Below are 14,033 nucleotides of genomic sequence, written 5' to 3'. Positions count from 1 at the left end.
AGCAAAGAATTTTATATTTCGCTATTTACTTTGCTCTTTGATACTATTATAATAAAAAAATCATGAAAAATTTACTAGTGCTATTGACATGCCTTTTGGTGTGCGGGACTTCTTTTGCCCAAAAATTAAATAAGATTTCTGGTAAAATAACCAATGAGCAATCTGAAAATGTACCTTATGCTATTGTTAAATTAGTGCATTTGCCTGATAGTAGTTTGGTTAAAAGTACTTCAGCAGATTTAAATGGAGGTTTTGCCTTTGAAGAAATTAAAACTGGAGCGTATTTACTTTCTGTAAATATGGTTGGCTATAGAACTTTGACAACTGCACAAGTTATTGTTGATCAAGATGTAAAACTTCCAGCAATTAAGATAGAAAGTGTCGCAAAACAATTAAAGGAAATTACAATCCAAGGTAAGAAACCATACATCGAGCGTAAAATAGATAAAACCGTATTAAATGTTGAAGGAAGTATTGTTTCATCAGGCAATAGTGCACTTGAACTTTTAGAAAAGGCACCAGGTGTTACTGTAGATAGACAAAACGACGAAATTAAGTTGAATAATAAATCAGGCATTACCGTAATGATTGATGGTAAAGCAAATTTTTTATCAGGTGCAGATGTAACTACGTTGCTAAGTAATATGAGTAGCGATCAAATTGCAACAATAGAATTAATTACCAATCCATCTTCAAAGTACGATGCTGCTGGTGCAGCAGGAATTATAAATATTAAGTTGAAGCGTAACAAAGCTTTTGGTACAAATGGAAGTTTGTCGTTAAATACTGGACAAGGCTTTATGCCTAATTTTCCAAAGGATATGTATCGAGTTGGTTTGAGCCTAACACTTAATCACCGTGTAAATAAGTGGAATATATATGGTACCGGAGCATTTAATAGAAAGGTTGGTCTTAACAACATCAATGTATTGCGTAATACGTTAACCAGTAGTTTAGCAAGTTCTTTTAATCAAAATTTTGAAAGAAATACGAAAGGTGTTGCATACATGGGTAAACTGGGTGCAGATTATTATTTGTCTGATAAAACTGTTATTGGTGTAATGGTTGATGCAAATACCATAAACTCTGACTTGAATAATGTGAGCCAAACACATATTAGCGAAATGCAAAACAGCATTGCAACCTCTAATACAGTAAATCAATTAGCACTTTCAGATTCTCCTGTAGGGAATTTAACTGCAAATTTTAACATAAAGCATGACTTTAATAAAGAGGGTACTAGTTTAACTTTTGATGCTGATTACTCTGGTTTTAGCAATGAAAAGAATGATAAGTTTGATGCGCAATATTTAAATAACACAGGAACTTTGACTAAAACTACTGCATTAAGAAACTTTACTGATGCACAGATAAATGTCGTTGCAGCAAAATCAGATTTTACATGGGCTATAAATAAAACAGTAAAAGTAGAAACTGGGTTAAAAAGTAGTTATGTAGTCACACATAATGATCTAATTTCTGAAGAATATTTAGCAGGAGCTTGGAAGAATGACGTGGGAAAATCAAATAGTTTTATCTACAAAGAAAACATAAACGCTGCGTACACTAATTTTGCGAAAGAATGGAAAAAATGGCAAATTCAATTAGGATTAAGAGCAGAATACACACATTCTAATGGTAATTCAGTAACAAGTAATAAGGTTGTTGATAGAAATTATTTATCCTTATTCCCAACCTTTTTTGTAAACCAAAACTTAAATAAAGATAATAGCATAAATTATTCTTTCAGTAGAAGAGTAGATAGACCAAATTATCAGCAGTTAAATCCTTTTGTTTTTTATATGGATCCTTATGCACTAGATGAGGGAAATCCATATTTGAAACCTCAATTCACTTATAATTATGAGGTTGGTTATACCTATAAAGAAATCTCTTTCTCTTTAAATTATGCAGATACAAAAGATATGATTACTCAAATCAGTCAGCAAAATGAGGAAACAAGAATTATAAATGTAATTCGTAAAAATTTAGGAAGAGCACAAACGTACTCTGCTAATTTATATTTTCCTGTTAAGGTGACCAAGTTTTGGAGAATGCAAAATAATGTAAGCATGTTTTTCTTAAAGTTTGATGACGGGAATTTAGAAGGAGCAAAATATACGGCTAATAAAGTAGCATATAATTTAAATACAAATCACGCTTTTACATTGCCTCAAAATTTTTCTTTAGAACTTAATTTTTGGTTGAACACACCAAGTTTAAAAGGTGTTGAGCAAACTACAATTACACAATATGCTTTAAATGCAGGTATTCAGAAAAGTTTAATGAATAAGAAATTAAAAATTAGATTGAGTATGGATGATATCTTTTTAACTAACCATTGGGAAGGAAAGCTGCAATACCAAAATGTAAATTTAAATGTTGTCAATCGATATTTAAGTAGAAGAGGCGCATTCTCGGTTAATTATGCTTTTGGGAATCAGAATGTAAAATCTGCAAGAAATAGAAATACTGCAACAGATGATATTAAAGGTAGAGCAGGGAGTAATTAAAATCTAAGAAATAATAATATGAACAATAAAAACTACTTAATCGCACTAATTTGTTTTGTACTATTTGGATGTAATTCCAATCAATCTAGCCAATCTATTAGCGTTAAAAAAACAGAAGCAGCATATAACTTTGAAGCTTCTTATCCAGAAAAGAAAACGGCAAAAGTGATCTCATATATAGAAAGCACAATAAAAGATGATCTTTTTTCAACCGTAAATAGCAAGCATAATGCTGAAGTATTATTAAATGATAGCACTAAATTTTATTTAAAAGCTGAACCAGGTTTTATCATTATCGATTTTAAAAAACAGAAAAATTCTATTACTTCTTATCAGAAGCTGGAAAAACTATGTATGGGAATTAAAGAAGTAATTAGCGAAAATTAAAAAAGGTTGATGTCTCTACCAACCTTCAAATATTAATTTAGGTGCAGCGGAAACGCTGCACTTTTATTTAACTGTGTAATGGTAAACAGTCCTAGCTACATTTCCGTTTTTATCAATTCCTTCAACAACTGCACGATAAGATCCTTTACCATCTGCATTGAAAAATTCGAAACTCACATTGCCTTTTTCGTCGGTAATTAATTTAGGATTCCAGTAAATTGTGGTACGTAAATCATTAATTTGATAGGTAACCGATGGAAGGTATTTTGGTGAATAAAACTCACGTTCTTTACTATATCCCATTGGGTTAAAAGTAATGATGTTTGTTTTTGGTAACATATCCATTAATTCTTGCTTGCTTATTTTTTTGCCAACTGGTGCTTTTTTAGTGTTAATTACCAACACACCTTTTGTTCCATAAACTCTATCTACTGTACCCAGGTCATCTTTTAGAAATATCTCAACAGACTCAACTTCAGCAGGATTGATACTATTAACATCTACAGCATCTACAGCATTTCCATTGATGAAAATTTGAACTGGAATTCTGCTGCCTTGGTTATAATCTCTTGAAACATAGAACTTATCAACATCAAAAGTCATTCCGGTAGCCATTGTTTTTAAACAGTTTAAAAATTGACCACACCCGGCTAAAAAACGATCGCCAGTAATTAAATGATCTGGTTGAGCACTTAAGCCCGATAAAGATCCATGATCTGCATGACTTGGTTTTTTAACGGCCGTTCCTTTAATTTCTACAGTTTTAAGTGTGCGTAAGTATCTGTATTGCTTCTGACTATTGCTTAAATAAGAAGATAGCACGGTATCAATATTAGTTACTTCATCTGCAACATTAATATTTTTTGCAGCACCAGCAGTAGGGACGCCATCAAGCATAATCATTAAATTTGCTGCATTTGCATTATATTTTGCGCTAATTACTACTTGGGAAGAATCGGGGAAAGTTAAATTCTGAAAATTAAATAAGCCCATATTACTGGTAACTGTTTCTGAAGAAATTGGTTTTCCAGTAACCATTAAACGCATCGCACCTTTTCTTATTGGCATACCTGTACGGTCTCTTAATGTACCTGTAATGTTAATTCCTTGCTCTGGCAAATAAGTAACAGCAGGATAACGCCCGGCTAAAATTTCCTTATATGAAAACCTGCGATAACCTTGTGTAAGCATTAACTTATCTAAGTCACCTAGTTTTTTATCGTCTGTTTTGGTGAAATAATAATTTGGTTTTTCAATATATCCCTTTAAATCGGACGTGAGTAGCAGCGAACTTAAAATAGTTGTTTCACTATTCTCGTCTACTGGTACTTTTTGCTCATCAATGACTGATACAGAAAAATCTCCTGCAATTGGCAAACCAGCACTTTTAGCATCTAAAGTCATCTTTACTTTCTGGCGAGGCTTATAGATAGGTAGATCGGTCTTGACAGTTAGTTTCATAGCATCTGGATGCAGAACAAAAGTTAAGCGTTCACTTAATGGTTCATCATTAGCATTAAATAAAGTAATTTGAACTACTCCAGATGGAAAATTCTTTTTAGGAATTTTAGTGATGATAACTTGATTTTTTAGATTCGCTTTTGCAGCATAATAAATCACATTAGCATTTTGTCCAACAACAAAAAACGATTTATCAGTATTAGCCTCATAAAATGCAGTGTTAGCTAATATTTTAAGATTAATAAATTCTGTATTTGAATTTACTATTTGTAAGGTAATGCCTGAAGGAATTGCTTTTGGTAAATCGAAAGTTTTTATAGATCCATCTTTAAATGTAACCTTAGCTTTATAGTTTTTACCACTTTCTGGGGTAAGATAAAATGAGCCCATACCAGCATAAGAAGAGGTAAAAGTTGTGACTTGATTATTTTGATCATCTATGATCACTCCATTTGCATCCATACCTAAACCAGAAGTTCTAACTGCCTTAAAACCCATTTGATTAGGTATGCCACTAATTAATTGTCCTCCTTCTGGGAAAAACTGAAAATCTACATTGTTTACAGTTTGTTTTAGGTTAAAAATTGCGCTTGCAACCTCTTTCTCTGCAATATTTATATCGGTAATTAATGTTCCTTTTGAAATGATTTCTTCAGCTTTGCTGTTTACGGTAACGGTTAAAATACCATTTTGATCTGTTGTACCTTTGCCCTTTAATACTACATCATAATTAGAAATAACTTTCCAGCTTACTGTTTTATTAGCATACGGTTTTTTGCCAATATCCTTAAATTGAATTTTAGCAGTAGTTTTTAAATTCTTATCACTTTGCTCATTGGTATATGAAATATTAGTGATTAATTTTTTGTCAATTGCCTCGCCAAGCGGAATTGTCTTTGTAAAGAAATAATCATTGCTAAAATTCAACATCCATAAGGTATAAGCTCTTACATAATAATTACCCTGTTTGTAATTTTGCATGTTAAGTGGAATATTACCATAAGCAACACCATTTTTGATGGGTAATTTTACGGTTTGCATTAAAGAATCTTGAGCATTCCAAACTTCTACATATACTATTTTACTTAACGGCGAAGGTAAGTTTTGCTCAATAGTTGCATAAGCTTTAAACCACATTGTATCAGCTACGGCATAGTAAGGTTTGTCAAAATGCAGATAAACTTTTTCAACGGGTTGCTCATCAGATAATCTTTTAGTTTTTGTAATGATGTTATTCAATGCTATACTATCCTGCTGTGCAGATACAGATGAATTTAGAATAAATATAAAAGCGACTAGTGTAAAGAGAATTCTCGTAAATTTCATCGAATTGAATTAAACTTTGTAATGTTTGCTAATATATTGATTATTGATTGAGGATACGCATTGTAACTAATCTTTAACATATTTTTACAATTTAAAAGGCATAAAAAAACGGATGCCTTATTGCAGAGCATCCGTTTTACAGTTGTGTATTTTACTTGAATTCGATTATGAATTCTGATTTTGGTTGACGTACTTTTTTCAAGCCTGCTAACCAGTCGCCAGTCTCATCGCGATACCCTAATGGCATAATTGCAACACTTTTTAATCCTTTTTCTTTCAATCCTAAAATTTTATCATATTCAGCATTGTTAAATCCTTCCATAGGTGTAGCATCTACTTTTTGAATAGCTGCTTCAGCCAATGCCATCCCAAAGCCTATGTAAGCCTGACGTGCAGCATGGTTAAAATTCACATCTTCACTTCTAGGCACATAACTATTAATCAACATTTTTTGATAATCCGTTGTGCTTTCTGGAGGAGTTCCACGTTCGTTATGTGTATGTGAAAACACACCATTAATTCTGTCTTCTGTATATGTATCCCAAGCGGCAAAAACCAAAAGGTGAGAAGAATCTATAATTTGAGATTGATTAAATGAATGTGGTAAAAGTGTTTGTTTTAAATCTGGATTAGTGATTACAATAACCTTAAAAGGTTGTAAGCCAGAAGAAGTTGGTGCTAAACGTGCAGCTTCTAAAATCAAATCTACTTTTTCTTGCGGAACAGCTTTGCCGTTCATTTTTTTAGTGGCATAACGCCAATTTAATGCTTCTATTAAACTCATTTTATATATTTCATTTTATACAACAAAAGTGATTATTATAAATTGATCTCTTCTTGATGTATGATAAGTAAATTGTCATTTTAGATGTAATGACAATTTGATTGCTAAAAGAAAAAGCTGAACGTTAGTTCAGCTTTTAAGGTATTTTTGATGTTAATTCTTCAACTTCGCTTTAAATAGTTTTTCTAGTTTTTCCATTTTAGGTAAAATCACTAAACGACAATAAGGTAGCTCCCCATTTTTTACAAAATAATCTTGATGATAGTTCTCTGCCACATAAAAAGGTTCAGCTTTTACAATAGTAGTTACTACAGGTTTGCCAAAAGCATTGTCTTTATTTAAAGCTGCTTTATATTTCTCTGCAATATCTTTTTGTTCATCACTATGATAAAAGATAACAGAGCGATATTGGGTGCCGACATCTGCTCCTTGTCTATTTAAGGTAGTAGGGTCGTGGCTTTTCCAAAAAACTTCTAACAATTCATCGTAGCTAATTTTTGCAGGATCATAAGTTACTTCGATAACTTCGGCATGATTTGTAGTTCCTGTACAAACTTCTTCATAAGTTGGGTTAGGAACATCGCCACCTTCATAACCAGACTTTACATTGCTAACACCGTTTAAACGTTGAAATAAAGCTTCGGTACACCAAAAACAACCCATTCCGAAAGTTGCTTTTTGTAATTTTTGTTTTTGAGCATCAGCATCTTGCATAGATAAAAGAATTAAAACCATAATTGAGATATATTTCATCTTGATATTTTACTTAAGTAATAATACGTAAAACAAAAATGGTATAGATTTTTAAAATTAAAAAGGGACTTAACCTTGACAAATTGTATTTTTAGTTGTGAATTAAATTATTTTGTTAATAACTTAACATTTTGTTAGTTAGATTGTTAAATAACAAAAAACAAAGCGGTTAAGATTTATTAACATATCTTTTCTAATTTTAATGTTCATTAAATAAAATATTATGTCTACACCGTATATCCCATGCCTTGATTTAGGTACATACATTAATGGAAACGAAGAACAACGTAAAAAGTTTTCTGATGAGTTAGGAAGAGCCTTTAACGATTCTGGTTTTGTAACCATTACCAATCATGGCGTAAGTCAGGAATTGATTGATAAATTATATAAAAATATTAAAGGCGTTTTTGCTTTACCTGTAGAAACTAAACGCAAATATGAAAAGCCAGAATTAGCTGGACAACGTGGATATACTAGCGCTGGTAAAGAAACTGCAAAAGGTGCCAAAACCGCAGATTTAAAAGAGTTTTGGCAAATTGGACAAGAAGTTAGTGATGGAGATCCAATCAAAAATGAATACCCTGATAACGAAGTATTAGAAGAAATTCCTGAATTTAATCCTGTTACTAGAGAGATTTATAAAAAATTAGAAGAAAATGGTAAGCATCTTTTACGAGCAATTGCTACCTATTTAGAATTACCAATTAACTATTTTGATAAACATGTACATAATGGAAATTCTATTTTAAGAGGTATTCACTATTTCCCAATTGAAAATCCAGAGGCATTACCTGATGATGCTGTACGTGCTGGGGCGCATGAAGATATTAACTTAATTACCTTATTAATTGGTGCAAGTGCTGATGGTTTAGAAGTTTTAACCCGTAGTAACGAGTGGTTAGCCATTAAAGCAGAACATACTGATATAGTGGTAAACGTTGGCGATATGTTGCAACGCTTAACAAATAACAAATTAAAATCTACAACACATAGAGTGGTAAATCCACCACTTGAATTAATGAAAACTTCACGTTTCTCAGTTCCATTTTTCTTGCATCCGCGTAGCGATATGGACTTAACCTCATTGAGTTCTTGCATTGATGCAGAACATCCAAAAGCATATAGTGATATGACTGCTGGAGAATATTTAGATGAAAGATTGAGAGAGATTGGATTAAAAAAGTAAGTCGTATTAATGATAAAACAAAAGGGGTTTCACATTGTGAAACCCCTTTTGTTTTTAAGCTGATTTTAAAAATTGCTAAATTATTTCTTTCCTTTATCAATTGCTCTATTAATTGCATCTTGTATTCTTGGGCGGATATTCATTCGGCCTAGTTGTTCACTTACAGTTGGATTAACACGATTGGATAAGAAAATATAAACCAACCCTCTAGATGGATCTACCCAAACACCAATACCTGTATAACCTGTATGTCCAAAAGTTTGAGGAGATGCTAATTCTGAAGGATATTTTTTAGTCAAATCTGGATCCCAACGGTCAAAACCTAAACCTCTTCTGCTTACATTAGATTGTTTGCTAGTAAACATCTCTACCGTTTGCGGTTTGAAATATTGCTCGCCACCATAAGTACCTTTGTTTAGCATTAGCTGATAATAAATCGCTAAATCGTTTGCACTACCAAATAAACCTGCATGACCAGCAACACCACCTTTTAAAGCAGCACCCTGATCGTGTACATAGCCTTCTAACAATGTTTTTCTAAACGCCTGATCATCTTCCGTAGGTACAATCTGATCTTTACTGAAACGATTACGCGGTAAATAACCTGCTGTTTGCATACCTAATGGAGTATAAAAATTATCCAACACATATTGTTCTTCGTGTTTTTCTGTAATGTGCTCAACAATATCTTGCATTACATACATGCTAATATCGCTATACACATATGTTCCACGAGTTTTTATAGGAGAGTTTAACATTTTTGGCCACATAAAATCACTAAAAAATCCTTTTTTAATGTAATATCTATCTGCCACTTTTGTTGGATAGGCGGCTGATGAATCACGGCTATAGTCCCCTTCTTTAATGTAATTGTGAAAAGGGATGTAAGGAATAAATCCTGCTTGATGCAGCATTACTTCTCGAACATTAATAGCATTCATTGGTGTATTTCTAGCCCTTGGAATGTAATAACCAATGTTGGTATCTAACTTCAATTTTCCTTCTTCTACCAAGCGCATTACAGTTGGCGTTGTTGCGGTAACTTTGGTAACCGATGCTAAATCAAAAATATCAGTTACTTTATCTGCCATAACATTATCGTAAGTATGGTAACCAAAAGCTTTATTGTAAATCACCTTGCCATCTTTAGCAACCAAAACTACCATCCCCGGTGAAGCTTTTCCTGCAATTCCTTCAGCAACAATCTTATCAATTTCATTTAAGTCTTCGGTATTTACACCTGCGTCTTCTGGTACAGAATACTTTAAACGGGTAACGGTGGTTTTAAAACCCGAACCTGCAGTATATTTTGCAGAAAACCCTTTAGTTAAGGTTTGTTGTGTTGCTATTCCACCAAAAATAAGCTGCGGAACAACCATTGCTGCTTCATTATTACTTTGTGGACTCCAAACAATAGGGGCGCTTAAATTATCAAAAGAACTAAGGCTTTTTCCGTCACCGAAAACGGCTAAAACCACATCTTTATGTTTAGCAACATCGCTTATAAAATTTAAAAAGCGACCGTTGTTTGCCATCTTATCTGTAATGCTGATAATTACAGTGCTATAATATTTTAAATCATCAGCTAAATCATTTAATGTAGCTGAATCACGGTATTTTTCGGAACTTATTGATTTTACTTCAGCATATTTATTTAATAAACTATCAAATGAAGATTGGTATTCGAAACCCAAATTAACAGAAACGAATTTTTTATCGGCCAGTTTAGTAACTGGAATAAAACCCTGTTGATTGTTTAATAAAACTGAACTATTGGCAATTGCATTTATATTTTTTAATCGGTTTTCATTTTGTCTATGATCTTGAGCGCATGCACTCATTGTGAAAACTACAGTTAAACAAGTGGCAATTATGCCGATTAAATTATTTTGCTTCATATACTTTTTCTCCATTTAGGTAGGTTTTTAACACTTTATTTTGTAATATCTGTTGGTGATTTGCTTTCATAATATCGTTTTCTAACATCACGAAATCAGCAAATTTTCCAACCTCCAAACTTCCTTTTTCTTTTTCTTCAAAATTTGCTTTTGCTGCCCAGATCGTCATTCCTCTTAATGCTTGTTCTGGTGTTAAGGCGTTTTCCATTTGAAATCCACCTTTCGGGAAATCTTTAGCATCTTCTCTAACAGTTGCAGCGTAAAAAGTAAACATTGGGTTTATTTGCTCTACTGGGAAATCAGTTCCTAGAGGTATCCAACCATTTTGATCTAACAATTGTTTGTAGGCATATGCTCCTTTTACTCTTTCTTTTCCTAAACGAACTGCTGCCCAGTACATATCAGAAGTTGCATGTGTAGGTTGCACTGATGGTACAATGTTGGCGCTTCCAAATAAATTAAAATCGCTTTGCGCTACAACTTGAGCGTGTTCTATCCGCCAGCGTTTATCATTTTTTCCGCCTAAAACCTGATTATATATTTTTAAGATAGTGCGGTTAGCCGAATCGCCTATGGCATGCGTACACATTTGAAAACCATGTTCGTTAATTTTTTTGGCAGCTTCTTCAAAATGTTTAGGATTGCTTAATAGAAAACCAGATTTAGTTGGCATATCGCTATATGGATGCAATAAACAAGCACCACGAGAACCTAAAGCGCCATCAGCATATACTTTAAATGATCGAACATTTAAACGATCGGTTTTTATTTTTCCACGTTTAAATAAGTAATCATAATTTTTTTCAGCATCAGAAAGCATCACATACATGCGCATTTTTAACGATTTGTTGTTTTGCATTTTCTCTATAAATTCTACTGCGTCAAAATTTAAACCGCAATCATCAATAGTCGTTAAACCAGCAGCAAAACAATTTTTTTGTGCATCTAATAAAATTTTTGTTGCTTTTTTCTCATCCGGAGGAGGTATTTTAGATGAAACTAATTCTACAGCATTATCGACAAGTAAACCTGTTAGTTTTCCATCTTTCTCTACAATGTCACCGCCAGTTAATGCAAATGATTTTGTTATGCCAGCGGCATTTAAAGCGCTTCGGTTAGCTATAGATGCATGTCCGTCAATTCTCTCCAATAAAACTGGTCTGTTCGGAAACAATTCATCAAGCTTTTCTTTACTTGGGAATTGCTTGTTTTGCCAATCATTTTGATCCCAGCCTCTACCAGTTAACCACCCATCAGGATGTGTTTTTGCAAATTCTGTTAAACGTTTCAGCACATCTTCCCAACTCGTTGTTCCTGTTAAATCAGCACTTTGTAAACTTTCGCCATATCCAAAGAAATGAGCGTGTGCATCAATAAATCCTGGGTAAATAGCTTTTCCATGTGCATCTATTTCTTCCGTTGCACCGAATTGTTTACGAAGATTGGCACTGCTACCAACTGCTAAAATTTTTCCATCTTTAACTGCTATCGCTTCTGCTATATCAAACTTGTCGTTAACAGTGTAAATTTTTGCATTATAGATGAGTAAATCTGCTTTTGGCTTGCTGCACCCAAATAAAATTAGGAGTAGTGCCAATAATGGGAGAATTCTTTTCATTTTTTAAAGATATAAATCAGTTAGCAGTTTTCAAGTAACAAAATTGGGATTGCGGTAGATGCCTGTATTAAAAAGCATGATTCGACCTTTAATCCATATCATCTCCTTACAGATTGAAATATCTCAATTTGTTTGATTATGGCTGTGCACTATTTAAAAAAATGAATTTGAATATCAATTTGACAATTAAACAATCAATTTTTGTACCCAAGATTAGCCTTATTTTCGCTAAATTAGCAGCCTTACTAAAGAATATAGATGTCTGATATTATACAACTTTTACCCGATAGTGTTGCCAATCAAATTGCAGCAGGAGAGGTGGTGCAAAGACCTGCATCAGCGGTAAAAGAATTACTCGAAAACGCCATAGATGCAGGTGCAGATAAAATACAATTGATTATTAAGGACGCGGGAAAGGCGTTAATCCAAGTTATAGACAATGGTTGTGGAATGACAATTACAGATGCAAGAATGTGCTTTGAACGTCATGCAACTTCTAAAGTTCGTAAAGCTGAAGATTTATTTTCTATTCGTACGATGGGATTTAGAGGCGAGGCCATGGCGTCTATTGCAGCGATTTCGCAAGTAGAAATGAAAACCAAACGTCATGAAGATGAATTGGGAACATTGATTCAGATTGAAGGTGCTTCTTTTATAAAACAAGAACCTGTTGCAAGTCCAAATGGAACTAGTATTTGTATTAAAAATCTTTTTTACAATACACCAGCTCGAAGAAATTTTTTAAAAAGCAACCCAGCAGAAATGCGTCATATTATTGATGAATTTCAACGTGTTGCATTGGCAAAACCACATATTGCTTTTAGCTTACATCATGATGGATTAGAAGTTTATCGCTTGCCAGCATCTGCCATGAAACAACGTATTGTGCATTTATTTGGTAATAATTACAACGAGCGATTAATTCCGGTAGAAGAAGAAACAACCATTATTAACCTAAAAGGATTTATTGGAAAGCCAGAATTTGCCAAAAAAACCAGGGGTGAACAGTTCTTTTTTGTGAATGATCGTTTTATAAAGGATGCCTATTTAAATCATGCCGTAAATAAAGCGTATCAAGAGCTATTACCCGATGACAATTTTCCATTGTACGTATTGTTTATTGATATTGATCCTTCAAAAATTGATGTAAATGTTCATCCAACAAAAACTGAAATTAAATATTTGGATGAGAAATCGATTTACGCAATCATCCATTCGGCAGTAAAAAGATCATTAGGCCGCTTTAATATCAGCCCCACCATAGATTTTAATCAAGAAACTGGTTTTAGCAGTATGATAAGTCATAAAGCACCAGAAGATATCGTGCCGCCAAGTATTGCTTTTAATCCAGATTTTAATCCTTTTGGTACCGCAAAAACTACTACAAAAGAAACTAGTTTTTCTAGAAATGAGAGTAAAGGAAATATAGCTCCAAGTAAAAATTGGGGCTCTTTGTACGAAATAAGTAATCATCATATTCCAGAACAAGTTTCTATAGATTTGGGAGGTCAGAAAGATGATCAATTTGAACCAGTGCAAAAACAATTTATGCAGATACATCATCGTTATATTGTTTCTCAAATTAAATCTGGTGTAATGATCATCGACCAACAAGCTGCACATGAACGGATTTTGTATGAAAGATTTTTGCTGCATTTGGATGATAGAAAAGGAGCATCGCAACAAAGCTTATTTCCACAAACGGTAACGCTTAGCCCAAATGATTATGAATTAGCTAAAAGTTTACTAGATGATATTAAGAGTTTAGGTTTCGAGGTGAGAGAATTTGGTAAAAATACTTTGGTAATTGAAGGTATTCCAGTCGATTTAGGAAGTACAGGTATTAACGAAACTCAATTGTTTGAACATTTAATTGAAGGTTTTAAAAACTCCCAACAAGAACTCAAATTAGATAAACGAGATGCATTGGCGAGAAGTATGGCGAAAAATAGTGCCATAAAGGGTGGAACAGCTTTAAGTCAGCAAGAAATGAATACGTTAATTGAAGAACTTTTTGCGTGTAAAAGTCCTAATTTTAGCATTAGTGGAAAACCAGTTATACAAACCATTGCGTTAACAGAAATCGCTCAGAAATTTGATAAATAAA

The 14,033-nt window shown here is 33.1% G+C and carries 9 protein-coding genes; 4 read left to right on the top strand and 5 right to left on the bottom strand.

The window, feature by feature from the left end:
- Positions 1-62 precede the first annotated feature (62 nt).
- Both HQN85_RS12775 and HQN85_RS12770 read left to right on the top strand, forming a co-directional pair.
- The gene (locus HQN85_RS12775; protein WP_173272836.1) at positions 63-2,513 is read left to right on the top strand and encodes an outer membrane beta-barrel family protein; all 2,451 of its coding nucleotides are present in this window, start codon (positions 63-65) and stop codon (positions 2,511-2,513) included.
- 18 nt (positions 2,514-2,531) lie between these two features.
- Entirely contained in the window at positions 2,532-2,900 is a 369-nt protein-coding gene (locus HQN85_RS12770; RefSeq protein ID WP_173272834.1) for a hypothetical protein, read from the top strand.
- A 63-nt stretch (positions 2,901-2,963) separates the two neighbouring features.
- Here the strand turns inward: HQN85_RS12770 and HQN85_RS12765 are convergent, their stop codons facing one another.
- From HQN85_RS12765 to msrA, 3 genes are all read right to left on the bottom strand, one after another.
- Positions 2,964-5,687 (bottom strand): alpha-2-macroglobulin family protein, encoded by a 2,724-nt coding sequence (locus tag HQN85_RS12765; protein WP_246249780.1) that lies wholly within the window; start codon positions 5,685-5,687, stop codon positions 2,964-2,966.
- Positions 5,688-5,838: 151 nt separating this feature from the next.
- A complete protein-coding gene (locus HQN85_RS12760; protein ID WP_173272832.1) occupies positions 5,839-6,471 on the bottom strand; it encodes an NAD(P)H-dependent oxidoreductase in 633 nt (210 codons plus the stop codon).
- A 153-nt stretch (positions 6,472-6,624) separates the two neighbouring features.
- Complete coding sequence (msrA, locus tag HQN85_RS12755; RefSeq protein WP_173272830.1) at positions 6,625-7,224, bottom strand: peptide-methionine (S)-S-oxide reductase MsrA; 600 nt, start codon at positions 7,222-7,224, stop codon at positions 6,625-6,627.
- A 223-nt stretch (positions 7,225-7,447) separates the two neighbouring features.
- Between msrA and HQN85_RS12750 the strand changes: the two genes are divergently transcribed.
- A complete protein-coding gene (locus HQN85_RS12750; RefSeq protein ID WP_173272828.1) occupies positions 7,448-8,410 on the top strand; it encodes an isopenicillin N synthase family dioxygenase in 963 nt (320 codons plus the stop codon).
- An 80-nt stretch (positions 8,411-8,490) separates the two neighbouring features.
- Here the strand turns inward: HQN85_RS12750 and HQN85_RS12745 are convergent, their stop codons facing one another.
- Entirely contained in the window at positions 8,491-10,323 is a 1,833-nt protein-coding gene (locus HQN85_RS12745) for a serine hydrolase domain-containing protein (protein WP_246249778.1), read from the bottom strand.
- Positions 10,295-11,926, bottom strand: coding sequence for an amidohydrolase (locus HQN85_RS12740; protein WP_173272826.1), 1,632 nt, complete (start codon positions 11,924-11,926; stop codon positions 10,295-10,297). Before HQN85_RS12740 ends, HQN85_RS12745 begins: the two co-directional genes overlap by 29 nt.
- Positions 11,927-12,184: 258 nt before the next feature.
- On the opposite strand from HQN85_RS12740, the gene mutL reads away from it, so the two are divergent.
- The gene (mutL, locus tag HQN85_RS12735; protein WP_173272824.1) at positions 12,185-14,032 is read left to right on the top strand and encodes a DNA mismatch repair endonuclease MutL; all 1,848 of its coding nucleotides are present in this window, start codon (positions 12,185-12,187) and stop codon (positions 14,030-14,032) included.
- Position 14,033: the final 1 nt, after the last annotated feature.

The organism is Pedobacter boryungensis, assembly GCF_013204825.1.
GTDB classification, from domain to species: Bacteria; Bacteroidota; Bacteroidia; order Sphingobacteriales; family Sphingobacteriaceae; genus Pedobacter; species Pedobacter boryungensis.
The sequence above is the reverse complement of the archived record's forward strand: the minus strand, read 5'-3'. Positions and strand labels throughout refer to the sequence as shown.

Excerpts from the sequence above, each read along its gene's own strand:
- HQN85_RS12775 (WP_173272836.1), top strand. The coding sequence starts at position 63 with ATGAAAAATTTACTAGTGCTATTGACATGCCTTTTGGTGTGCGGGACT.
- HQN85_RS12770 (WP_173272834.1), top strand. The coding sequence starts at position 2,532 with ATGAACAATAAAAACTACTTAATCGCACTAATTTGTTTTGTACTATTT.
- HQN85_RS12765 (WP_246249780.1), bottom strand. The coding sequence starts at position 5,687 with ATGAAATTTACGAGAATTCTCTTTACACTAGTCGCTTTTATATTTATT.
- HQN85_RS12760 (WP_173272832.1), bottom strand. The coding sequence starts at position 6,471 with ATGAGTTTAATAGAAGCATTAAATTGGCGTTATGCCACTAAAAAAATG.
- msrA (WP_173272830.1), bottom strand. The coding sequence starts at position 7,224 with ATGAAATATATCTCAATTATGGTTTTAATTCTTTTATCTATGCAAGAT.
- HQN85_RS12750 (WP_173272828.1), top strand. The coding sequence starts at position 7,448 with ATGTCTACACCGTATATCCCATGCCTTGATTTAGGTACATACATTAAT.
- HQN85_RS12745 (WP_246249778.1), bottom strand. The coding sequence starts at position 10,323 with ATGGAGAAAAAGTATATGAAGCAAAATAATTTAATCGGCATAATTGCC.
- HQN85_RS12740 (WP_173272826.1), bottom strand. The coding sequence starts at position 11,926 with ATGAAAAGAATTCTCCCATTATTGGCACTACTCCTAATTTTATTTGGG.
- mutL (WP_173272824.1), top strand. The coding sequence starts at position 12,185 with ATGTCTGATATTATACAACTTTTACCCGATAGTGTTGCCAATCAAATT.